This is a genomic window from Pseudomonas sp. P1.31 (assembly GCF_001269815.1).
Lineage (GTDB): Bacteria > Pseudomonadota > Gammaproteobacteria > Pseudomonadales > Pseudomonadaceae > Aquipseudomonas > Aquipseudomonas rustica.
Window position 1 is genome coordinate 17,588 of the sequence record NZ_LHVN01000011.1, and the last position, 23,417, is coordinate 41,004.

General features: G+C 57.6%; 20 protein-coding genes and 2 tRNA genes. 12 read left to right on the top strand and 10 right to left on the bottom strand.

What is annotated here, in order from left to right:
* Nucleotides 1–150: 150 nt before the first annotated feature.
* A tRNA-Val gene (locus tag AD669_RS08185) sits at nt 151–226 on the top strand.
* A gap of 19 nt (nt 227–245) precedes the next feature.
* Nucleotides 246–322 (top strand) — tRNA-Asp (locus AD669_RS08190).
* A 220-nt stretch (nt 323–542) separates the two neighbouring features.
* Here the strand turns inward: AD669_RS08190 and AD669_RS08195 are convergent.
* Both AD669_RS08195 and AD669_RS08200 read right to left on the bottom strand, forming a co-directional pair.
* Nucleotides 543–1,712, bottom strand: coding sequence for a catalase family protein (locus AD669_RS08195; protein ID WP_053118596.1), 1,170 nt, complete (start codon nt 1,710–1,712; stop codon nt 543–545).
* The gene (locus AD669_RS08200) at nt 1,709–3,517 is read right to left on the bottom strand and encodes a di-heme-cytochrome C peroxidase (protein ID WP_053118598.1); all 1,809 of its coding nucleotides are present in this window, start codon (nt 3,515–3,517) and stop codon (nt 1,709–1,711) included. The genes AD669_RS08195 and AD669_RS08200 overlap by 4 nt, the downstream gene beginning before the upstream one ends.
* Nucleotides 3,518–3,786: 269 nt before the next feature.
* Here AD669_RS08200 and AD669_RS08205 point away from each other — a divergent pair, with 269 nt between their 5' ends.
* From AD669_RS08205 to AD669_RS08245, 9 genes are all read left to right on the top strand, one after another.
* Nucleotides 3,787–4,506, top strand: a complete 720-nt coding sequence (locus tag AD669_RS08205) for an FKBP-type peptidyl-prolyl cis-trans isomerase (protein WP_053118601.1) — start codon at nt 3,787–3,789, stop codon at nt 4,504–4,506.
* Between the two features lie 293 nt (nt 4,507–4,799).
* The gene (locus AD669_RS08210) at nt 4,800–5,255 is read left to right on the top strand and encodes a YkvA family protein (RefSeq protein ID WP_053118602.1); all 456 of its coding nucleotides are present in this window, start codon (nt 4,800–4,802) and stop codon (nt 5,253–5,255) included.
* A 112-nt stretch (nt 5,256–5,367) separates the two neighbouring features.
* Nucleotides 5,368–5,709 carry a helix-turn-helix transcriptional regulator gene (locus tag AD669_RS08215; protein ID WP_053118605.1) on the top strand — a complete coding sequence of 114 codons (342 nt, stop codon included), beginning with the start codon at nt 5,368–5,370 and terminating at the stop codon, nt 5,707–5,709.
* Nucleotides 5,706–6,077, top strand: a complete 372-nt coding sequence (locus AD669_RS08220; protein ID WP_003223109.1) for a hypothetical protein — start codon at nt 5,706–5,708, stop codon at nt 6,075–6,077. Before AD669_RS08215 ends, AD669_RS08220 begins: the two co-directional genes overlap by 4 nt.
* Complete coding sequence (locus AD669_RS08225) at nt 6,078–6,485, top strand: tetratricopeptide repeat protein (RefSeq protein ID WP_053118607.1); 408 nt, start codon at nt 6,078–6,080, stop codon at nt 6,483–6,485.
* 232 nt (nt 6,486–6,717) lie between these two features.
* Nucleotides 6,718–11,376 (top strand): RHS repeat-associated core domain-containing protein, encoded by a 4,659-nt coding sequence (locus tag AD669_RS08230; RefSeq protein WP_053118609.1) that lies wholly within the window; start codon nt 6,718–6,720, stop codon nt 11,374–11,376.
* Nucleotides 11,366–11,680, top strand: a complete 315-nt coding sequence (locus AD669_RS08235) for a contact-dependent growth inhibition system immunity protein (protein WP_053118611.1) — start codon at nt 11,366–11,368, stop codon at nt 11,678–11,680. Before AD669_RS08230 ends, AD669_RS08235 begins: the two co-directional genes overlap by 11 nt.
* 71 nt (nt 11,681–11,751) lie before the next feature.
* Nucleotides 11,752–12,204 (top strand): hypothetical protein, encoded by a 453-nt coding sequence (locus AD669_RS28740; RefSeq protein WP_256218827.1) that lies wholly within the window; start codon nt 11,752–11,754, stop codon nt 12,202–12,204.
* Nucleotides 12,204–12,620 carry a hypothetical protein gene (locus AD669_RS08245; protein ID WP_053118613.1) on the top strand — a complete coding sequence of 139 codons (417 nt, stop codon included), beginning with the start codon at nt 12,204–12,206 and terminating at the stop codon, nt 12,618–12,620. Before AD669_RS28740 ends, AD669_RS08245 begins: the two co-directional genes overlap by 1 nt.
* An 88-nt stretch (nt 12,621–12,708) precedes the next feature.
* Here AD669_RS08245 and AD669_RS08250 read toward each other — a convergent pair whose 3' ends face one another.
* Nucleotides 12,709–14,499: a bifunctional diguanylate cyclase/phosphodiesterase gene (locus AD669_RS08250; RefSeq protein WP_053118615.1), complete on the bottom strand. Its 1,791-nt coding sequence runs from the start codon at nt 14,497–14,499 to the stop codon at nt 12,709–12,711.
* A 131-nt stretch (nt 14,500–14,630) separates the two neighbouring features.
* Entirely contained in the window at nt 14,631–16,715 is a 2,085-nt protein-coding gene (locus AD669_RS08255) for a carboxy terminal-processing peptidase (protein ID WP_172680089.1), read from the bottom strand.
* 138 nt (nt 16,716–16,853) lie between these two features.
* On the opposite strand from AD669_RS08255, the gene AD669_RS08260 reads away from it, so the two are divergent.
* Nucleotides 16,854–17,816, top strand: a complete 963-nt coding sequence (locus tag AD669_RS08260; RefSeq protein ID WP_053118619.1) for a zinc-binding dehydrogenase — start codon at nt 16,854–16,856, stop codon at nt 17,814–17,816.
* Between the two features lie 97 nt (nt 17,817–17,913).
* Here the strand turns inward: AD669_RS08260 and AD669_RS08265 are convergent, their stop codons facing one another.
* The 6 genes from AD669_RS08265 to AD669_RS08290 all read right to left on the bottom strand — a co-directional run bounded on the left by AD669_RS08265 (nt 17,914) and on the right by AD669_RS08290 (nt 23,301).
* The gene (locus AD669_RS08265; protein ID WP_053118621.1) at nt 17,914–18,567 is read right to left on the bottom strand and encodes an HAD family phosphatase; all 654 of its coding nucleotides are present in this window, start codon (nt 18,565–18,567) and stop codon (nt 17,914–17,916) included.
* Between the two features lie 111 nt (nt 18,568–18,678).
* Nucleotides 18,679–19,668, bottom strand: coding sequence for an ABC transporter ATP-binding protein (locus AD669_RS08270; RefSeq protein ID WP_053118623.1), 990 nt, complete (start codon nt 19,666–19,668; stop codon nt 18,679–18,681).
* Nucleotides 19,665–20,465, bottom strand: a complete 801-nt coding sequence (locus AD669_RS08275) for an ABC transporter permease (RefSeq protein WP_008083711.1) — start codon at nt 20,463–20,465, stop codon at nt 19,665–19,667. The genes AD669_RS08270 and AD669_RS08275 overlap by 4 nt, the downstream gene beginning before the upstream one ends.
* Nucleotides 20,452–21,288 (bottom strand): ABC transporter permease subunit, encoded by an 837-nt coding sequence (locus AD669_RS08280; protein ID WP_162130782.1) that lies wholly within the window; start codon nt 21,286–21,288, stop codon nt 20,452–20,454. Before AD669_RS08280 ends, AD669_RS08275 begins: the two co-directional genes overlap by 14 nt.
* Nucleotides 21,289–21,293: 5 nt before the next feature.
* The gene (locus AD669_RS08285) at nt 21,294–22,100 is read right to left on the bottom strand and encodes an alkaline phosphatase family protein (RefSeq protein WP_053118625.1); all 807 of its coding nucleotides are present in this window, start codon (nt 22,098–22,100) and stop codon (nt 21,294–21,296) included.
* Between the two features lie 133 nt (nt 22,101–22,233).
* On the bottom strand, nt 22,234–23,301 hold the full coding sequence (locus tag AD669_RS08290) for an ABC transporter substrate-binding protein (RefSeq protein WP_008083842.1): 1,068 nt from the start codon (nt 23,299–23,301) through the stop codon (nt 22,234–22,236).
* Between the last annotated feature and the right edge of the window lie 116 nt (nt 23,302–23,417).

Here is a 23,417-nt window from a genome sequence, read left to right on the forward strand (position 1 = left end):
CCAAGCGGGTTTTTTTCTGCCTCAAAGTTTGTACAGTTGTACCCGCGGGATGTGTCGTTTTACCGGTTTTCGGATTTATTTGAAAAAAACTTCAATTAAATCAACACTTTACGAAAACTTGTGGCATAATGCGTCCCGTAACGAAGCGAAGGGTGATTAGCTCAGCTGGGAGAGCGTCTGCCTTACAAGCAGAATGTCGGCGGTTCGATCCCGTCATCACCCACCATTCGTTTCAAGCGTTTCGCGCAGCGGTAGTTCAGTCGGTTAGAATACCGGCCTGTCACGCCGGGGGTCGCGGGTTCGAGTCCCGTCCGCTGCGCCATATTCGGAATCTGGAACACTGAACGCCAGAATCCACAGAAAGCCCGCCTAGTGCGGGCTTTTTGCTGTCTGGGGTTTATGAAATCTCAGATTTGATGCTGACCTGTGGCGAGGGGATTTATCCCCGTTGGCCTGCAGCAGGCCCAGATTTTAAAAGCGGGGGCCGCTTCGCAGCCCAACGGGGATAAATCCTCTCGCCACAGGTTATGTGCAGATCTTTTTTAATGCGCGGCATTCTGGCTGTGGCGATAGTCGCTCACCGCTTCATACACCGCTTTACGCAACCGATTGATCCCGCCAATCGGCCGATGCGCCTCGATACCAAACCACGGATTGAACGACAGGTTGTCGCACGCCAGATTCAACGTCGGCGTATCGAAGTCTTGCGCCGGCAAGGTAATCCGCGCCACCGTCTCAAACGGCGAGTCCTGCTCACGCCATTCAATGCTGGTGTCTTCGATCGGCATGTACTTGTTGGCATCCTGACGCTGAATCTGCAGGACAAAACACGCTGGCACCCGATCCGTCGATAACTGCTGACTCAAAGCACTGCGCAGAAAGTTCGGCAGATCGTGATTCTGTTGAGGCAACGCGTACGCCGGGCAACTGTCCGGATCCGGCATCACCCGAAATTTCGCATTGGCCTCACCGAATTTGTACGGCGAGACCGAAAAATAAGTCGTCTGCGTCGGGCTGTCCGGCGGCGGTGCCAGCGTGGCCAGTGCAATAAACAGATGACGGATCTGCCAGGTGCGCGGATCCCACCCCGGAAAAAACGCCATGATCTTCTTGCCGTCAGCCTGCGCCGCCACATTCTGACGGTACTCGGCGACATCGCTGACAAAGAAGTTCGCATGACTGAACATCACTAAATCCTGTTCGCGCTGCGCCGGTCGATCGCCGAGCAAGGGTTTACCCGACACATCGAACAACTTGATCGCCATACCGCGAGCATCGCGCAGGCTGTCGAATTGCGGATAAGCGTTGCCATTCGACAGACGAATCATCGCCTGCCAGGTTTTCCCCGGCTCACTGAACACGCCTTGGCGTAATGATTGCGCCAGTTCCGGCAATACTTTGACTTCTGCCTTCACGCAACCATGCGCTTTGGCATGGGCGTCGCGCAGATAACGCGTGGGCTCGCGGTGTTGATCGACGATGCGCACGGCAGTCTGGATCACGTCCTGCGTCATCGCGGCTTCGCCGGGCGGAATTTGCTCCAGCGCCGACACCGGGCCGCGGTACTGCCAGGCAAACCACGCCGTCGCGATCGCCCAGCCGAGCAAGCCAATCACCAGAAGGATTAACACGGTTTTGCCAAGCAAGCGCCCCAGCCACAACCAGATTCGGGCGAGCAACGGCAATTTTTTCTTGAATGTCGGCATCGTCATGGCAATTGCGCCTCCAGTGGGCCGCCCAGCACTTTCAGGTATTCGAGCAAGGCCCAGCGTTCTTCGGGCTGCAACAGTCGGCCGATCACGCCATTGCCGCGTTCGCCGGCGCGGAATTCATGACCGCTGTTGCGGTTGCCACTGATGCGCGTATCGAACAGGAAGCCATTGGTGAACGCTTCGCTGCGATAACCCAGATGGCGAGGATCGTATTCGAAGGTGCCTTTATAGAAGGTGGTCGCGCGCTCATCTTGCGGCGAGAGCAATTGATAAACGCTTGGCACCGAGCCGTTGTGCAGGAAGGGTGGGGTCGCCCAGACGCCAGCCAATGGCCGCGCCTTGTAAGCGACTTTTTCGCTCACGCCGATCGGCAGGCCGAAACCGTCCAGTCGAGGTTTTTCTTCCGGAGTGACGTTGGCTTCGCGGTAGGCGCGGTTTTCGACGAAAGCGGTGACGTACGCCAGTCCCTTGGCGACTGACAGCTGGCTCAGATCCAGCGGTTCGGTGGGCGTCGGGTGCAACTTGACGTCCATGTTCGCCAGCTCTTTCAAATCCCATTGCAGCGTTGTCAGGTCGAAGCGGTGGGTGGCGATGTTGGTGGCGGCGTTCGGGTCAGTACCGATCACATCGAGCGGCAGTATGTGCAAATGCTGCACCCAGCGCTCGCCCTCCTGGGTGACGCGCGGCACATGGCAGCCGGCGCAGTTTTCCGCAAATAGCGCGCGGCCCTTGGCGGCCAGAGGTTGGTCGACGGCGCCAAGTATCTCTTCCGGCCAGGCCGGTGGTTGCAGTTTTTGCAGGGTTTCTTCAATTGTGTGCAGATCGCGCACGCGAACGCTCGAGGCGTAGCGCTCATCGCCTTGCAGCGGTTGGCCGTTGGCATCGAAGAAATTCAAAGTGGCGCCCACGCCCAGCGCTTCGCCGATATTGCGCGCCATCGGCTGCTGCGCCGAGCCGTTCCACTGCACCCAGTCGAACGTCCACATGTCCCACAACTGCGGGTAATCGACTGGCGCATTGGCCACGCGATAGTTGGCGGGGGAAATCGCATCGCCGAAGGTCGCGTTGGCGATCCGACCGAATGCATCGGCGCGGCCAGGGCCTTCTTCGGTGGGGTAGAGGCCGCGATAGGTGTCGTTCCAGGCGACTTTCAGGAACGTATCCAGCGAGGTTTTGAAGTCTTTGCGCAGTTGCTCGTGGCGCACGTCGTATTGATCGCCGAGCACGCTTCGGGCGAAGCGTTCGAATTTCCACGGGTTGTAGTAAGTCGCCGTCAGACTCGCGACCAATGCCTGTCCGAAACTGCCACCGCGCAATGTAGGAACACTGGAAGGCAACACGTGCTGCGCGGTGCCGCCGTCGATGCGCACAGCCTGACCTTTGAAACGCAATTCGCCGGTGTGGCAAGCCGCGCAAGTTATGTCGAGATATTGCTCGGAAGTAGCGGGGTTTTGATGTCGGGCGAAACCCACGGGCAGGTTGCCGGGGTTGTTCTGCGTGGCTTTCTGTTTTGGATCGACCAGAAAACCGAAACGCGCGAGGTATTCCGCAGAGGCGAAACGCTGCTCGGAGAAGGGCAGCTCCAGCGCTTGAAACCACTCATAGCGCAGGCCTTTGACCTGTGTGCCCTGAGGCGTGAAGTAATAAGTTTGCCGCTGTTCTTCCGACCATTGATTCAGGTAATGCACCTGCTCGGCCGGGGTGTAGAACGGTAATTTCGGGTTGGCGACGTAATACAAAACCACGGCGAGGACGAGGCCAAGCAGCACGACGATCAGGGTCAAAACACGGAATAAGCGGCGCAAGTTAAACATCCTTGTCGAATTATTGCGCTGTTATGCCTGAGGCTATGAGGGTGGGCAAGTGGCCATTACGCCAACTGTTGTGAGAAGTGGCATCAATCGTTGTAGGGCGTAGATGACAGAAGCTTCATCGTGCCTTTAGCCGAATGCGTTTCAATACCTGAACTTATCGCCGCTTTACTGCTCTCATGCCGGTAGCCATTGGTCGTGGCGGCCTGATAAGCTCGCGGCTTTACTCGATTGCCCTTTCGGCGCATGAACAAGGAAATAGCATGAAACAGCATCGGTTGGCGGCGGCGGTAGCCCTGGTTAGCCTGGTACTTGCGGGTTGTGATTCGCAAACCAGCGTAGAGCTGAAAACCCCGGCGCAAAAAGCTTCCTACGGTATCGGCCTGAACATGGGCAAGAGCCTGGCTCAGGAAGGCATGGATGATCTGGACTCCAAAGCAGTAGCCCAGGGCATCGAAGATGCCGTCGGCAAGAAAGAACAGAAGCTGAAAGACGAAGAACTGGTTGAAGCTTTCGCCGCGCTGCAAAAGCGTGCCGAAGAGCGTATGGCCAAGATGAGCGAAGAGTCGGCAACCGCTGGCAAGAAATTCCTCGAAGAAAACGGCAAGAAAGCAGGCGTAACGACTACTGCTTCCGGCCTGCAATATGAAGTCATCAAAAAAGCCGACGGCCCCCAGCCTAAGCCGACCGACGTAGTGACTGTTCACTACACCGGCAAGCTGACCAACGGCACCGTATTCGACAGCTCCGTCGAGCGCGGCAGCCCGATCGATCTGCCAGTAAGCGGCGTGATCCCGGGTTGGGTTGAAGGTCTGCAACTGATGCACGTTGGCGAGAAGTACAAACTGTACATCCCTAGCGATCTGGCTTACGGCGCGCAATCGCCAAGCCCGGCAATCCCGGCCAATTCGGTTCTGGTTTTCGACCTGGAACTGCTGGCCATCAAGGATCCAGCCAAAGAAGACGCTGCTGCTGCCAAGTAAGCAGCTTCGGCTTCAACAACAACGCCTCGCTTAAGCGGGGCGTTGTTGCATCTGCAGGTTGGCGGGCGTAAACAGAGCGAACCGATGCCGGTCAGGGGAGTCATAGCTTTGAGGCTGCCCGCGCTAGACGCCCTGAGCCGCCAAGTCAATGAAATATTGGGGTTTTTTATGTGAGTAAAAAACGCCCGATCTGAGCGCGGCCCTTATAAACCGGGGCTCTCAGCGCCGAAATGCAGCTCTGTTCACAAGGTTATCCACAATTTGTGTGGATAACATTTCAACGGGAGGAATAGATGAAAGCTCCGTGGAATTTCGCTCGATTCCTGCCCCTGGCTGGCCGTTTGCTGGCCCGTGGTCGCCTGCCGACTTTATTGTTCGCCGTGGCCAGCAAAGGCGCCGCGCAAGGCAATCGCCTCGGCAAGCTCAAAGATGACCTGCGTTTGCTGCAGGCGCTGTGCCTGGCTTACTGGCGTGGCGAGTACCGCGCAATAAGCGGCAAGGCGTTGGTTTCGGTGGTGGCGGGGTTGATGTACTTCCTCAGCCCGGTCGATGCCATTCCGGATTTCATCCCGGTCTTCGGCATGCTCGACGACATCGCCGTGCTCGCCTGGCTGATGAAAACGCTCGACGAAGAACTCAACGCGTTCCGCCTGTGGCGCAGTCGTCAGCGTCCGGAAAAACTCGCGGTTGCCGAACGTCTGCCCGATACACCTGAACAACTGCAACTGGAAGGCCCGAAAAAGCCCTGAATAACCAAGACCTGCGATAGATAGATCGCCCCCGCGACCTTAGCCGCTGTTAGGATTACACTTCTAGGGAAAAGTGCCGACTCGCTAAGTGTTGTTGTCCTACGGGGTAGTCATGGATATTCAGATAATTGCACGCGATGGCGAACCCGAATACGCGGTTCTGCCATGGGCTCAATATCAGGCGTTACTCAAAGCAGCAGGTCTCAACGAAACACCGTCGCGTCCGGCCCCAGCGCCTGTCGCGGCCACTTCAGACCCGATTCTTCCAGGTCTGGATCAACTCCGCAGTTTGCGCGAAGGGAAGGGCATCGCCATCGAGGCGCTGGCCCGCACGGTAGGCATCAGCCCGTCTTATCTGGCCATGATCGAAAGTGGTGAGCGTGCGCCCGACGCCGCGATTCGCCGCAGCCTGGCCTGGGAATTGACGGTGCCAGGTTGGAGGGATGAATCGTGAGCGTACGCATCAGTCGTCAACATTGGGACGGGTTGCTGGGGGAGCTGGATCAGGCGCGCCGACAGCGTCATCTGCTGACGTATCGCGCCTTGCTTGAGCGTCTGCAACTGCCGACACCGGCCATGCAAACCCTGACCGCTGCACTTGAACATCTCGCCGCGCTGGATGCCAAGGCCGAGCAACCGCTGCGCAGTTCACTGGTAATCAGCCAAGGCGCGAGCCGTTTACCGCGCACCGGTTTTTTTGAATGTGTTGAACGTCTGGGGCGTTTTTCCGGGCCTTCCGATGGTGTTGCCGCCGCGTCTTGGCACGCTTCCGAAGTGGTCAGAGTGTTCGAATACGAGTACCCGGAATCGGCGGAGGCCTGAGTGTTTTTACGCCTCAAGGCGCGGGCCAGTTACTGGCTGGCCCGTAGGCTGTTTCATTGGTCGTGGTGTGTTCGCCAGCCGCGCATCTGGCGCTGGATGGAAGGGCAATTTGCGCGCATGGCCAACCTCGGTGATGTCGGCGCGCAAAGCTTCTATGGGCACATCCTGACCTTTCGCGGTGTGGGGCTGGGCGCGCGTGAAGAGGGCGTGCGACTGCTGCGTCTGGCGGCACTGGCCGGCGATGGCAAAGCGGCCTATCAGGTCGGCGTGATCAGCCTTGCCGGTACGCCGAGCAAGGCGCCGGATCCAGAGGAGGCTGCGCGCTGGTGGAGCATGGCCGCCAAGGCTGGGCACCCATTGGCCGAGCACAAACTGCAAGAATTGAGTTCGCGCGATTCCAGCCAGTAAATCTCGTCATTAATAAACAGGGCGTGAGGGAAACCTCACGCCCTGTTTGCGTTTTCGCTGTTTTGTTTAGCTGTGGGCAAGCGTTTACAGATTAGTCCTACAACCATCGCCTACTTGGCCGACTTCTTTCCTGATTGATCCCCCGCACAGTTCCCGCGCCTATTTTTTTGCGCGAGGGAACGCTCATGTTCGACCCGATTAACCCGTCTAATTCGCGCTTTGACGTGCGCTGATGGACGCCATCGCTCGCATCGAGCAAGAACTCGACAGCTTTCCCGCCAGCCTCAGTCTCTACCGCGAACAGCTCAAGCACTGGGCCAGCCGTGCCGCAGACAACGTCAGCCACGCGGCGGATCTGCCGTCGCTGATGGGCATGGAGCGGATCATCCGCTTCGGCGAAAACAGCACCGTTGTCAGCAGTACCGATAACGAGTTTTTCTCCGGCGTCGTCCAGTGCCCGAAGGACGGGCCGATGTTGATCGAGAGCAAGTTCGAGTCGGTGTACGACATTGCGCTCGGCAACATCACCGTCGATGTGATCGCCATGGACAGTGGCGAAATCACCCCCGTAACCCTTGATGCGCAAGGCAAAGGCTTGTTCAAGGGCACAGCGGGCAAGTTCTATCGGGTGCTGGTGCACAGCGAGGTCACCACGGCCCAGGTTGATGACCTGTTTAAAGCCTACGACGGCCTGACCGATGAACTCGACGGCTGGCTGCGCGTTGAGTGGCAGGGTTTTAAACCGCAGTGGTCGCAATCGGTGGCGACATCGGCAAGCAACGGCATGCTGGCCGGAAGTTGGGCGGCGATCGAGGGTGTGTGGGACAGCATCGGTTTGCTCTCGGACATTCTCAAGGATCCCGGGGCCTTTGCCGAGCGGTTGGGGGCTGGAGCCACGCAGTTGAAGGAGCTGGCGGAGACGGCTCCCGATGTCATGGAAAAGCTGCAACTGCTGATGAGCGATGAAGCGGCGCTGTGTTTGCTGCTGCGTACCGCCAGCCTTTGGCTGGAGATGCTGCCGCCCAGCGAAATCGCCGGCAAAACCGCCGAAGCGGCGTCAATGATGATCGTGCAGGTGCTGATCGATGTACTGATCGGCGTCGTGCTGACCTTCGTCGGTGCGGGTGCCGGCATCGCTTATCTGGCGCTGCGTCTGGCTGACCGCGCCGCGCAGTTGTTGTCAGCGTTGACGCGGTTGCTGAAGGCGATGTTTGCCATCGTCGAAGGCTTCATCAAGTACGTCGACAAATACAAAAAAGTCGCTGCACGCGGGATTGCCGCCGGGGTGAAAAAAGGCCGGATGCAGTTGCGTTGGGATGCCAAGCGCAACGCCTTGCTGAAGAAAGACGAGCACCACGATGACGCTCCGGATCAGGCGAAAAATCCCAACGGGGACAGCGCTGATTGCGCTTCGGCTACGTGTACCAACGGTTGTCCGGTGTCGATGGTCACCGGTGAGGAACTGTTGACGCTGACGGATGCTGTGCTCGACGGCGTGTTGCCGTTTGAATTCACTCGGTTGTATCGCACCAGTGCGGTGGAAATCGATGTCGGGCTGGGGTTTGGCTGGAGCCATTCGCTGGCACATCGGCTGGAATTTGATGGCGACTCGGTTGTTTGGGTCGATCACGAGAATAGGCGCACACGGTTTCCGCTGCCGAATGTTGAGCGGCCGGCGATTCACAACAGCCTGTCGCGGGCGGCGATTTTTCTTGGGGATGAGCCGGAGGAGCTGATTCTTGCGCTGGCCGGGGAAACGGCGCGTTTTTATCACTTTCGTGGCGGGCGTCTGACGGCGCTTAGCGATGCGTACGACAACCGTTTACGCATTAGCCGCGATCGTCAGGATCGCATCAGTCGTCTCGACAATGGCGCGGGGCGGGCGCTGCAGTTGCGCTACGACCGTGCGCAACTGATCGCGATCGACTATCAGAGTTTTCATCCTGCCGAGCGCCTTGACGAGGCGTGGCGTACCGAGCAAACCCTCGTCAGTTATTGCTATGACGCGCGTCAGCGTTTGCTCGCGGCGACCAATGCCGCAGGTGAAAGCGAGCGCTACGACTACGACGACGCGCACGTCATCCTGCAGCGACAGCTGACCGGTGGCGCGAGTTTTTTCTGGGAGTGGGAACGGGCCGGCAAGGCTGCACGTTGCGTAAGGCATTGGGCTTCGTTTTCGCAGATGGACACGCGTTATCTCTGGAGCGACGACGGCAGTGTCGCGGTGCAGTACGTCGATGGCACTGAAGAGGTTTATGTCCATGACGACCGTGCGCGACTGGTGCGCAAGGTTGAGGCGGATGGTGGCGAGCAGCTCAAGGCCTACGACGATCAGGGACGGTTGATCGCAGAACAGGATGCTTTGGGTTCTGTCACCGAGTACCGCTATGACGATGTCGGACGACTGATCGCGCTGATTCCGGCAGCGGATGCGCCAACGTCCTACGAGTATCGCAATGGTTTCCTGCATCGGCGTTCGCGTGGCGATGCGGTTTGGATTTATCGGCGCAATGCCGAGGGCGACATCACCGAGGCTGTCGATCCTGACGGGCAGGTGACTCATTACTACTACAGCGTTCGCGGCCAACTGGTTTCGATCCGTTATCCGGACACCAGCCGTCATCTGCTGGCCTGGAATGATCTTGGCCAACTGGTTGAAGAAACGTTGCCTGAGGGTGGCGTACGGCGTTTTTCCTACGATGCTTTGGGACGGCGGACGACCACGGTTGATCAACATGGCGCCGTTACGCGACAGCAGTGGGACGCCGTTGGCCGACTGGTTCAGACGACTTTTCCTACGGGCGCCACGCGTGCTTATAGCTACGGCGCTTACGGGCAAGTCACCGCCGAGCGTGATGAGCTGGGGCATGTCACCCGGTATGAATACGACGATGACCTGCATCTGGTCTCCCGCCGCATTAACCACGACGGCACGCGGGTTCAGTATCGCTACGACCATGCCCAACTGTTGCTCACGGAAATTGAGAACGAGTCGGGTGAGAAATATCGGCTGGACTACACGCCGACCGGATTAATCCGACAGGAAACCGGTTTCGATGGGCGCCGTACCGCTTACGTGTATGACCTCAACGGGCATCTGCTGGAAAAGACCGAGTTTGGCGATGACGACTCACGTTTAGTCACCGCATACGAACGCGATGGCGCCGGGCGTCTGCTGGTTAAAACCCTGCCGGACGGAGTGAAGGTCAGCTACCAGTACGACAGTCTCGGTCGCTTGATCGGTGTCGATAATGGCCAAAACCATCCGCTGGCCTTCGAATACGACCGCCAGGATCGGCTGATCACCGAGCACCAGGGCTGGGGCACTCTGCGCTATGCCTACGACGCTTGCGGCCAGCTCAAGCGCATGCGTCTGCCGGACAACAGCAAACTCGATTACCACCATGCCAAGGGCGGCGCGCTGACCGCGATCGACCTCAACGGCGCACGCCTGACCACCCATCAGTTCGAATTCGGTCGCGAGCAAACCCGTCAGCAAGGTTTGCTGCACAGCCACTATCACTACGACGAACAGGGTCGCCTTCAGGCCCACGCCGTCAATCAACAATCCAGCCCACTGTACCTGCGCCACTACAGCTACGCGGTCAACGGCAACCTGGCGAGCATCGCCGATAGCCGCCACGGTCAGCGCAGCTATTACTACGACGCCCTCGACCGACTGACCCGCGTCCGCCACTCCCGCGACGAACTCCCGGAAACCTACGCCCACGACCCGGCCGGCAACCTGCTCATGCAGGATCGCCCCGGCCCGAGCCAGATCACAGGCAACCGCCTGTTGATGCAAGGCGACCGCCATTACGACTACGACGCCTTCGGCAACCTGATCCGCGAACGTCGCGGCACCGCGCACAAACTCGTCACCGAATACCGCTACGACTGCCAGCACCGCCTGATCGGCCTGATTCGCCCTGACGGTAAAACCGCGTCTTACCGTTACGACGCTTTCGGCAGACGCATCAGCAAAACCGTCGACGGCGCCACCACTGAATTCTTCTGGCAAGGCGACAACCTCGTCGCCGAAAGCAGCCAGAGCGAATACCGCAGCTACGTCTACGACCCCGGCACCTTCCGTCCGTTAGCACTGCTCGACGGCAAAGGCCCGAAAAAGGCCTGCCCGTTTTACTACCAGAACGACCACCTCGGCACGCCGCTGGAGCTGACCGATTACAGCGGGGAAATCGTCTGGTCGGCGCAGTACGATGCCTATGGAAAAGTCGCGGCGGTGACGTTGGCGGCTGAGGAATACCTGGATCAGCCGCTGCGGTTTCAGGGGCAGTATTTCGACGCGGAAAGTGGGTTGCACTACAACCGACATCGGTATTACGACCCGCGGCTGGGACGGTATTTGACGCCGGATCCGGTGAAGCTGGCGGGTGGGTTGAATCAGTACCAGTACACGCCGAATCCGATTGGGTGGGTGGATCCGTTGGGGTTGAGCTGTAACTGCCCCGGAGGCATTCCTGCTGATGGACCTTATAGCGAAATTGTTCCAGGTGGAGGATTAGAAGCCCATGAGACTCGCGGTGGACATTCTATTGCGAGACATGTAGATAGATCGGAGGCTCAACTCAGAGCTAGGCTAGCGGCCGAGCCGAACATACCTATTGCGTCAACATTTCTAAATAGGTCAGAAGCTGAAGCTGCACTCTCGAATGTTATTAGAAACAATAAGGTGACAATTGATAATTTTGTGCAGGGTAATGCAATAAAACTTGTAATTAATGAACAGGTGTCAGCTCCTGCAGGGGTGGGTGTAGTGAGGCAGAGCGGAAGGTTGGAGCCTTTGTCTAGCATTAGATTGGTGTTGCGGCGAGATGCAACTTCACCGCTTGGATACTTTATTTTGACGGGATTTGTAAATGACAATTGAAGATTTTCCTAGCCTGTTTCAGTTTTTCGGGGCCTATTTTCATGAGGACTGGATGTGTGAGTTTGACTCAGCAGATGATGTTGTTAAATCTTTCATAGCGGACTCGGAATCTCGCGTACTTGAGAAGGTGGTAAAGGAAATCGACTCTCTTTTGGCGATGAAAATTTCAGAAAATGAAACTCGAGATTTTTTGCTGAAAAAAAATGGTTGTTGCTATTGCTATTGGAATGAGTGGCAAGACGGGAGTTCGTGGTTGAAGCACATTTCTGTACTGTTTAGTGAGGCTTCGCATAATGATATTTAAGTGTTTCTAGGATTGTTAGTGTTATTTGTTATTCGTTGAATAAGAAAGTGGCTCTAAGAGGAGTGGGTATTGTGGTTGAGCAGAGTCGTAAAGTTGGTTTGTTATCAAGGATTTTGTTTTGTTGTAAAGTTATAGGCTTGTTTGTGATGCAAAGGTCGAAGCTTCAGTTTCAGGAAGTTGAAGAATCGGCTAGCCATGAGCGAGCATTAAATGAGGGGGCTGTTGCTAAATTTAAAAAATTCCGAGGAGTTCATAGTTCTCGCTTTTTGAGTCACAGAGCACAAATGAATGCATATAACGAGGCGATGACGAGAGAGTCCAGAAAAATGCCTTGCTTCACGGGAGAGGATAGTATGGGAAATCTGGTAGTGCGAATGGAGACTGAAAATATTGGTGAAGGATATGAGCCAAATCCCGCAAATCCATCTGATCCACGCTACATCTCTGAAATGTATGGTTTTGAAATGAGATTTGATTTCGAGACGCAGGAGCCTTGGGCTCTTTATCCGATAGAGAAAGCATAATGTTGATGCATCCTTATCTTGATATTCCTTATCGTCCAAGGTTGTCTCACTTTCTCGGTGGGTTTGATACGTATGATCGCGAAGAAAGCTTGGGTGAGACGCTGTCTGCGTACGATCCTGAGGATCCATCAGACAGGAGTATTTTAATATCCAGGTACGTAATCAAGCGGTTTTCGAAACTGAGCCATCGGCATAAGTTCGTTTTGTTTGCTGTGTTGGGAGAGGCGCTTGAAGAAAGCGGTGATGTCTTTCAAGAGGTGCTGGAGCATGATCCATACTCTCACTCCTTGCTACCAGACGGCTGGGATGAGATGAGTGATCCAAGGGCATTTTTCGAAAACATGTACTTTCAGTTGTCCGAAGCATGGATGGACGAGCTTTCCAAAGCCAGCCAAGAAGACTCATCAACTTGGTAACCGCGACTTGGTGCTCGCTGCTATTTTGTAAGTTTTGGGGGCATTTATAGGGTGAAGATGCTGGTTGCACGAATTCGGTTATGTCGAATCACCGATGTTCGAGTGTAAGTGCTTCTGCAGGTGGCTGTGCGAACAGGCTATCCAACAGATACACGCTATACCCCGGAACATTCTTCGCATGATGCTTCGCCTGCGAAGCCATTTCCGCAAGCTGACTGGCATCAAGCTGTGCGCAGGCCTCGGGATGCAGATGCACGACGCCAATGGACAGCGACAGCAGCGGAAACTCCTGCCGCACGCCTTGGCGATTCGGCGCGATAAAGCATCCAGCCTCAAGGTGTTCCGGGCGATAGAAGCGGCGGCATTGGCTTTGGAAGTCGTCGAGTAGTTGATTGAGTCGTTTGCGCCAGTCTTCAGGGCCGAGGACTAACAGGAAGTCGTCGCCACCAATGTGGCCAACGAAATCTCGGGTGGGGTCGACGCGTTCATTCAGGCATTGCGCGAGACACAACAACACTTCGTCCCCGCGTCCGTACCCGTAGATATCGTTGAAGGGTTTGAAGCTGTCGATGTCGACGTAGCAGATGACTGATTCTCGACCCTGTTGCAGCAGGCGGGTGAGGCACTGCTGAATCGGCACATTGCCGGGTAGCAAGGTCAGCGGGTTGGCGTAGCGTGCCTGTTGGATTTTCAGTTCGGTGATGAGTTTGAGCACGTCGATCACCCGGCCGAGACCGAGGTAGCTGCCGTTGAGGGTGATGATGAAATCTTCTTCGATCCGCTGACGGGCGCGGCTGGTGATGAGGCGGCTCACTTGCTGCAACGACTGACTCATTTCCACCGCGAGAAAGTCGTCATTCATCAATCGGCTAATCGGTTTACGCGCAAACAAGTCAGTGGCAAACGGTTTGAGCAGCGCATCCGACAAGGAATGGCGATGGACGATGCCACACGGCTGACCCTGTTCATCGAGTACGGCCAGTGAGTTGAGGTTGGCCTGGCGGCGGAAGGCTTCCAGCACGGTGGCGGTCGGTGTGTCACGCGCTACGGCGGGTTGGTCGTTGAGCAGTGCGCTGAGGTCGCTGCCTTCGTCGTTCAGCGCAACGCTGCTGCTGTCGTGTTTGGGCATCAACGTGCGGGCGTCGCGCGGTGGGTGTTCCTGTGGGCGGCCGAGCAAGTAGCCCTGCACCAGGTCGACGCCCATTTCGGTGAGCACCGCGAGTTCTTCCGGCAGTTCGATGCCTTCGGCGATGACTTGCGCGCGGGAGGCTTTGGCGATTTGCAGGATCGAGCCGACGAATTCGCGTTTCAGCGCATCCTGATGGATGCCGTCGATGAAGTGTCGATCGATCTTCACGTAATCCGGGCGCAGCTCCGACCACAGGCGCAGGCTCGAATAACCGGCGCCAAGATCATCCAGCGCGATGGAGAAGCCCATCGCGCGGTAGTGATGCAGTGCGGTTTGCAGCAGCTGGAAGTCGTCGATGGGTGTTTGTTCGGTCAGTTCAATGACGACCTGGCTGGGTGGAATGCCGAAGTCCTGCAGTAGTTGCAGTGTGCGTCCCGGTTGATGCGCTGCTTCGAGTAATGACTCGGGCGAGACGTTGAGAAACAGTTTGCCCGGCAGTTGCTGTTCATTGAAACGACGGCAAGCGCTTTGGCGGCAGGCGATTTCCAGCTCACTCAAACGTCCGGCCTGTCGCGCCACGGCGAACAAGGCAATCGGCGAGTGAAGAGGGCTGTTGGACGGGCCGCGTGTCAGCGCTTCGTAGCCGAGAATGCGGCGCTCGGAGAGGCAGATGATCGGCTGGAACAGGCTGTGCAATCCGCTTTGAGTCAGGATCGAGCTCAAGGCACTCAGCTGTTCGGTCGTGGTCATGGCAATCTCTGGCGATAAAAAAAGGACTGGGAGCGCTCTCGTTGGAGAGTGGCTCCCAGTCCTTTATTGCACGACAGAATGATGACTGTTTGATGACGATCCGGGGATCGTCAGCATTAAATTGCCATCACTTACTTCTTCGCCACCTGATTGCTCAGCTTCAGGTAATCCAGCAGCACGCGCCCGGTTTCGCTCAGGTAGGCATCGTCTTCTGGTTTAACCTTGTCCGGCTCGGCGGCCGTGAGGGCGTCGTCGTCTTCTTTCTTCAGCTCTTTGAGCGGCTCTTCGCCTTTGGCTTTGCGACGGATGTTTTCCATCGCCAGTTGCTTGGCGTCGATGTCGGTGTGTTGCGCGCGACGCTCGGTTTCATTGAGGCTGACGGTTTTTTCTTCCATCAGTTTCTGCGCGAGTGCCAGCTTGTCACGGATGAACACGAACTCCGCGTCTTTCGCCGTGCGGGCGTCATGCTCGGATTTGAGCTGAGCCAGATACGGTTTGAACGGATCGGCCGCCGGTTTGATGGCCGCGCGGATGGTGTCCCACGGCATGGCTTCCGGCAGAGCGCTTTCGCCAATTTCCTTGGTGTCGATCAGCGACGGGTAGTCGATGTCCGGCAGCACGCCCTGATGCTGGGTGCTCTGACCGGAGACCCGGTAGAACTTGGCCAGGGTCAGTTTCAGTTCGCCATGGTTCAGCGGCTGAATGGTCTGCACGGTGCCTTTACCGAAGGTCTGGCCACCGATGATCAGCGCGCGGTGATAGTCCTGCATGGCGCCGGCGAAAATCTCCGAAGCCGAGGCGGACAAGCGGTTGACCAGCAGCGCCATCGGGCCTTTGTAGAACGCGCCCGGGTTTTCATCTTCGAGCACGTCGACACGGCCATCGGCATTACGCACCAGTACGGTCGGGCCTTTGTCGATGAACAGACTGGTCAGCTCGGTGGCTTCCTGGAGGGAGCCGCCGCCGTTGTTGCGCAGGTCGATAACCACACCGTCGACTTTTTCTTTCTGCAGTTCAGTCAGCAGTTTTTTAACGTCGCGGGTGGTGCTCTTGTAGTCCGGATCACCGGCGCGGAACGCTTTGAAGTCGAGGTAGAAGGCCGGAATCTCGATGACGCCGAGCTTGTAGTCCTTACCGTCCTGTTTCAGGTTGAGGATGGACTTCTTCACCGCCTGGTCTTCGAGCTTCACCGCTTCACGGGTGATCGGCACGATCTTGGTGGTCTGATCGTTCGGCGCATTGCTCGCCGGAATCACTTCCAGACGCACCACGGTGCCTTTCGGGCCGCGAATCAGTTTGACCACTTCGTCCAGACGCCAGCCGACCACGTCGACCATCTCTTTGTTGCCTTGGGCAACGCCGATGATCTTGTCCGCCGGGGCGACCTGTTTGGTCTTGTCGGCCGGGCCTGCCGGCACCAGACGCACGACTTTCACCTGGTCGTTGTCGCTCTGCAACACAGCGCCGATGCCCTCGAGGGACAGGCTCATGTTGATGTCGAAGTTTTCCGCGTTATCCGGCGACAGATAGTTGGTGTGCGGGTCGTACGACATGGCGAAGGTGTTGATGTACGCCTGGAAGATGTCTTCCGGACGGGTCTGATCCAGGCGCGCCAACTGGTTTTTGTAGCGCTTGGTCAGGGTTTCCTGAATCTGCTTCGGATCTTTGCCGGCGATCTTCTGGCGCAGGACTTCGTCCTTGACGCGTTTGCGCCACAGGTCATCAAGTTCTGCAGTGGATTTCAGCCAAGGGGCGTCCTTGCGATCGATCAGCAAGGTTTCCTTGGTGTTGAAGTCCATCTTGTCGACGCCTTTGTTCAGCTCGGCGATGGCGAAGTCCAGACGCGATTTGACGCGATCCAGATAACGCTTGTAGATGGTGAAGCCGGCGTTGAGGTCGCCGCTTTTGAGGAAGTCGTCGAACTGCGTCTTCCACTTGTCGAATTCGGCGATGTCGCTGGCCATGAAATAGCTGCGCGACGGATCCAGCAGCTTGATGTAGCTGTCGTAGATGATCACCGAGCGCGCATCGTCGAGCGGCGGCTTGCTGTAGTGGTGACGCTTGAGCAACTCGACGACGTTCAGGCTGGCGATGACTTCATCGCGATCAGGCTGCAATTTGTCCCAGCTGTTGGCAGCGAAGGTATTGCCCGACATCGGCAAAATACCGATACCGATGAATAGAGCGAGGGCGGTGCTTGGGAGCAGATGCTTCATGCTGATTCGACGCGGGGACAATTGATAACGCATATTAGGCCGTCTTTGAAGTCGCCGGTTCTACGAGAGCCGGTCGCATAATGCAAAAAGCCCGGCGCTACAGCTTCGGGCTCAGTCCAGACTCACTATGGAGGCACTGTGAAGGCATTGCAAGGCGTGGAAGGTCAAGTGGCGTGGGTTGAGACTCCGAGTCCTACATGTGATGTAGGACAAGTTCGCATTCGAGTGGCGGCAGCCGGCCTCAATCGCGCCGATTTATTACAGAAAGCCGGTCTCTATCCGCCACCGCCGGGCGCAAGCGACGTGCTCGGTCTGGAGTGTTCCGGGGTCATCAGCGAGGTTGGCGCGGGCAGTTCGTGGCAGGTCGGCGATCGGGTCTGCGCCTTGCTGGCCGGGGGCGGCATGGCCGAAGAGGTGGTGGTTGACGGGCGGCACGTGCTGCCGGTTCCCGAAGGCGTTTCGTTGATTGAAGCGGCGGCATTGCCCGAGGTTTACGCAACAGTCTGGCTGAATGTGTTTCAACTTGCGGCGCTCAAACCGGGTGAGAAAGTTCTCTTGCACGCCGGGGCAAGTGGAATCGGTTCAGCCGCCATTCAGCTGTGCAAGGCGTTTGGCAATCCGTGCTGGGTCAGCGTCGGTTCAGCCGAGCGTTTGGCCTATTGCGAGGCGCTGGGGGCTCAGGGCGGGGTGCTGCGCACTGACGATCTGGAGAGCCTGCGCGACTTCGGGTCGTTTGATGTGATTCTCGATCCGGTGGGCGGTAATTATTCGGCGCTGAATCTGAAGCTGATGGCGCTGGACGGGCGTTGGGTGCTGATCGGTTTGATGGGTGGCCGCGAAGCGAAACTGGATCTGGCGCAGGTGTTGGGTAAGCGCGTGCAGTTGCTGGGCTCGACGTTGCGCAGCCGTGATGATCAGTTCAAGGCGGATCTGTTGAGCGATTTGGGCCAGCAGGTGTGGCCATTGTTTGCTGAGGGGCGATTGAGTCCGCAGTTGGCCAAGGCGTTTGCGGTGAAGGATGCCGAGGCGGCGTTTGCCGAGCTGGCGAGTAATACGGTGGCTGGGAAACTGGTGTTGGTGATTGACGAAAGTTTGAGCTGAGATCAGAGCAAGGTCAAAAGATCGCAGCCTTCGGCAGCTCCTACAGGGGGATTGCATTCCAAATGTAGGAGCTGCCGAAGGCTGCGATCTTTTGCTTTTATTTCCAGAGATGGATGGGCCAGCCGGCTTTTTCGGCGTGCTCGAGCAGCACCGGATCCGGGTTGACCACGTGCGGGAAATCCACTTTCAGCAGCAATGGCAGGTCATTGCGTGAGTCGGAATAAAAACTCGCGCCTTCGAGGTTCTCTTCCTCAGCGTCCAGCCACTCCAGCAAGCGAGTGATCTTGCCTTCACGGTAGGTCAACGTGCCCACGGTCTGGCCGCTGTAAACGCCGTGTGCGACTTCCAGTTCAATCCCCAGAATCTCGTCGATGCCGAGTCGATCGGCAATCGGTCTGACCAGGTGCGTGCCCGACGCCGAGATCACCAGAATCCGGTCGCCGGCCTTTCGGTGCGCGGCGATGGTTTTGGTCGCGTCGCTGAAGATGATCGGTTCGATAAAGTCTTCAACCCACGGCCCGACCAGGTGCTCGACTTCTTCTGGCGTACGGCCGATCAGCGGTTCGAGGCTGAACGCCATGTACTCTTCCATGCGTAATTTGCCATGGCTGTAGGCGTCCATCAGTTCGTTGTTCTTGCGCATGAACGACTCGGGATCGACCCAGCCCAGGCGCCCCATCTGCTCGCTCCAGAGGGTGGCGCAGTCGCCGTGGATCAACGTTTCGTCCAGATCAAAAATTGCCAGGGCCATCAGTTCTCTCCGAGAACAGCTGCGAGCTACAAGCTTCGAGCTGCAAGAATTGGAATCAGCTACGCCGCAGTCTACAACTTGAAGCTTGTAGCTCGAAGCGTGCAGCTGCTTTTAAGCGACTTCGCACAGGGCCGTCGGATCGATGGAAAGCGCCAGACGCTGACCGTCGGGATGCAGATCAGCCGCCGAACGATTGAGCACATCCACCACCAATTCCACGCCGCGCGCTTCGATGCGATAGCGAATGACATTGCCGAGCAGGCTGTGGCTGCGGATCTGCGCGTCGAGTTCGCCGTTGAGGCTCAGTTCGATGGCTTCCGGGCGAATGGCGATGCGATGGTTGATCGGGCGCTGCAACAGTTTCGACGCGGCTTCGGCGTCGAGCAGGTTGTAGTTGCCGATAAAGCCTGCGGCGAACACGTCGACTGGCGCGGTGTACAAGGTTTCGGCGTCGCCGCTCTGTACGATTTTTCCCTGATTCATCAGGAAAATGCGATCAGACATGGTCAGCGCTTCTTCCTGATCGTGTGTGACGAAGATCGTGGTCAGGCCGAGTTCGCGCTGAATCTGACGGATCTGTTCGCGCAGGTGTTTGCGAATTCGTGCATCGAGTGCTGACAGCGGTTCATCCAATAGCAACAAACGTGGGCGCGTGACCAGCGAACGGGCGAGGGCGACACGCTGGCATTGACCACCGGAGAGTTGATGCGGATAGCGGCTGGCGAAGTCGATGAGTTCAACCAGTTTCAATACTTCCGACACGCGTTTATGACTGTCGTCGGCGTTGACCTTCTGCATGCGCAAACCGAATGCGACGTTCTGCTCGACGGTCATGTTGGGGAACAGCGCGTAGCTCTGGAAGACCATGCCGATCCCGCGTTTTTGCGGTGTCAGCGGCACAATGTCGACGCCATCCAGCAGGATCTGGCCTCCATCGACCGGCGTCAGGCCGGCGATGCAGCGCAGCAGCGTAGATTTGCCGCAACCGGACGGGCCGAGCAGGGTGACGAATTCGCCTTTGTTGATCTCGCAGTTGATGTCGCTGAACACCGGGGTGCCCGCGTAATTTTTCTGCAGGTGTTGGACGCTGACATAGCTCATTCGCTTTTGTCCTTGTTCAAGATGTTGGCGATCCAGGTCAGGACCAGCACGAAAAAGAAATACGAGATGACCAGCGCACTGGTGAAGTGGCCGCTGCTGTTGCGCATGTTGTTCAAATAAACCTGCAGGGTTTCGTAACGCGTGCCGACCAGAATGTTGGCGAAAACGAACTCACCGAACAGGAACGAGAACGACAGCAGCAACGCGACCATCAGGCCTTTGCGCAGGTTGGGCAGCACCACCAGAATCGCTGCCTGAAAGGTGCTGGCGCCGAGCAGTTGCGCGGCGTCCATCAGGTCGCGCAGGTTGATCGCTTGCAGGTTGTTGGTGATCGCCCGGTACATGAACGGCAGCGCCACGGTGAAGTAGCAGCCGATCAGAATCCAAGGCGTGCCGACCATCGCCATCGGCCCGGAACCGTAGAGCTGCAACAGGCCCACCGACGACACCACCGGCGGCACCGCGAAGGGCAGCAGGATCAGGATGTTCATCAGCGCATCGAGTTTCGGGAAGTGGTAATGCACGACGAACAGCAGCGGCAGAATCAACACCACTGACAGCACCAGCGCGCCGACGCAGACCAGCAATGACTGGCCGAACGCGTGAAGGAAGCGCGGGTCGCTCCACAACTGGATGTACCACTTGAAAGTGAAACCGCTGGGCAAAATGGTCGCCGACCAACTGCTGGCGATCGAGTAGACCAGCGTGCCTGCCAGCGGCAGCAAGAGGATCGCAAACAGCAGATAAACCACGACGCGGTGGTAGAGGCCGGCCGGGCCGGATTCAGCGCGAGACATGGTAGCTCCTCTTCAACAGCAGTTGATGCACGACGGTGACGATGGTCATCAGCGCCACCAGCACCACGGCCAGAGCGCTGGCCAGATTCGGGTCGAGGGAAATGTCGCCGGAGACCATCGCAGCAATCCGGATCGGCAGGACGTTGAAGTTGCCCGTCGTCAGTGCATACACCGTGGCGTAGGCGCCGAGGGCGTTGGCCAGCAGAATCACAAACGTACCGAGCAAAGCAGGTGTCAGCACTGGCAAACCGATGTGCCGCCAGAACTGCCAGCCATTGGCGCCGAGCAACGCTGCGGATTCGCGCCAGTCTTCACGCAAGGCGTCGAAGGCCGGGTAGAGCAGCAGCACGCCGAGGGGAATCTGGAAATAGGTGTAGAGGATGATCAACCCGGTTTTCGAGTACAGGTTGAAGTCCTGAATGATCCCCGACTGCTTCAGCATGATGGTGATGCTGCCGTTGAAACCGAGCAGGATGATGAAGGCGAAGGCCAGCGGCACGCCGGCAAAGTTGCTGGTCATGTTGGCGAAGGCGTTGACGAAGTTGCGCAGTTTCGAGTCGACCCGGCGCAGGGAATACGCCCCGAGCACGGCAATGATGATGCCGAACACACTCGACCAGAAACTGATCTCCAGGCTGTACTGGATCGCCTGCAAATAGAACTTCGAATTGAAGATCTTGGTGAAGTTTTCGATGCCCCAACCGAACTCTTCCGATTGCAGGCTGTTGATCATCACCCAGACCAGCGGGGCGATTTCGAAAACGATAAAGAACAGCGCGAAGGGCACCAGGCACAGTGCCGCCAGCCATTTGCCGCGAGTCATGGCGTTCACTTGAGCAGCTCCCGGCACACAGGTTTGTCGTGGGGCACGCCGAGCAGTTCGCAGACCGTGCCGCAGATTTCCGTCTGTTTCGGTGCGGCGTCAGCGTCGAGGCTGAATGCATCACCAAGGACGAACAGCGGCACTTGGCGTTCTTCCGGCAACAGGCCGTTGTGCGAACGGTCGTTGTTCATGCCGTGGTCGGCGGTCACCAGTATTTGATAGCCGGTGTCGAGCCAGCTCTGCAGATAGTCGGCGAGGATGATGTCGGCCGAGCGCGCACTGTTGCGGTACTGCGAAGAGTCGAGGCCGTGCTTGTGCCCGGCGTCGTCGATGTTCATCGGGTGGATCAGCAGGAAGTTCGGATCGTGGCGCAGGCGCAGGTTTTCCGCGTCGGCGAACAGGTGCGAATCCGGGTAGTGATCGCTCCAGTAGAAATGCCCGTGCTGGATCGGCAGCGACAGATTGTCAGTGTGGCGGTCGCGGGCGGCGACGAAGGGCGAGCGGTTGTACAGCTCGCTGACCCAGTGATACGCCGCGGCGGCGGTTTTCAGACCGGCATCGCGGGCGTAATGATAAATGCTGCGCTGATTGGACAGGCGCGAAACGTTGTTGTGGACGATGCCGCTGTCGATCGGCGGCACGCCGGTGAGGATGCATTCATAAAGCGGTCGGGACAGGGCCGGCAGCTCGCACTCCAACTGGTAGAGCGCGGCGCGTCCTGCGCCAACATAAGCCTGCAGATGCCCCATGGCGTGGCGCGCGACCTCGTAGTTGAGACCGTCGAGCACGACAAGGATGACGTTGTGCTTCATAGGGGCAAAAACTCCGAAAACAAAACTGGAACCAACCCCTGTAGGAGCTGCCGCAGGCTGCGATCTTTTGATGTTGCTTTTAAAGGGCAAGATCAAAAGATCGCAGCCTGCGGCAGCTCCTACAGATGAAGGATTACTTCATCTCTACGATGACTTCTTCGTTCCAAGCCTGTGGCAGGGCTTTGGAGGTTTTTTCCCACGCATCGGCGTCTTTGATCGGGGTGACCTTTTTGTACTGCTCGTTTGGCAGCAGTTTGGCTTTCACGTCTTCCGGCAGTTGCAGGTGCTCGGCGCGGATCGGGCGCGCGTTGCCGCGAGCGAGGTTGGTCTGGCCGGCGTCGCTGAAGATGTATTCGCGGGTCAGCTTGGCGGCGTTAGGGTTTTTCGCGTACTTGTTGATGATCGTGGTGTAGCCGGAAATCACCGAGCCGTCGGACGGGATCAGCACCACGTAGTCATCCGGGTTGGCCATTTTGGCTTTGTAGCTCAGGCCGTTGAAGTCCCAGACCACACCGACTTCGATCTCGCCTTTTTCCATGGTGGCGATGGTCGGGTTGGCCATCGACAGGCGACCTTGCTTGGCAATGTCGGCAAACAACAGCAGCGCAGGCTTGATGTTTTTCTCGTCGCCACCGTTGGCCAGTGCCGCAGCGAGTACGCCGTTGGCAGCTTGGGCGGCGGTGCTCACGTCACCAATCGAGACCTTGTATTTGCCGCCCTTGAGGTCAGCCCATTTGGTCGGTACTTCGGAACCGTGCAGCAGCTTTTTGTTGACGATAAAGGCGATGGTGCCGGTGTAGGCCAGTGCCCAGTTGCCGTCCTTGTCCTTGGCCCAGTCCGGAACCTGATCCCAGGTGCTTGGCTTGTACGGTTGCACCACGCCTTGCTTGACCGCGATCGGGCCGAAAGCGGCACCGACGTCGCCGATGTCGGCGGTGGCGTTGTCTTTTTCAGCGGCGAACTTGGCGATTTCCTGGGCGGAACTCATGTCGGTGTCGATGTGTTTCAGGCCGTAGGTCTTGGCCAGGTCTTCCCAGGTGCCTTTCCAGTTGGCCCAGTCATCCGGCATGCCGACGCTGTTGACGGCGCCTTCCGCTTTCGCAGCGGCTTCGAGGGTTTTCAGATCGGTGCCGGCCGCCATGGCGGAGGTGCACAGTGCAATGGTCGAGCCTAACAGTGTTGCCAGGAAAAGCTGTTTCATTCCGAAGCTCCTTGGTCGTGTTCAACGCTGCGATTGCGGTGGTTGTTGGTCTAGGTCAGCAATACCTGAGCCAATTTAAGGGGGCTGGATGACACTTTGATGTCGGTGGCCTCGCG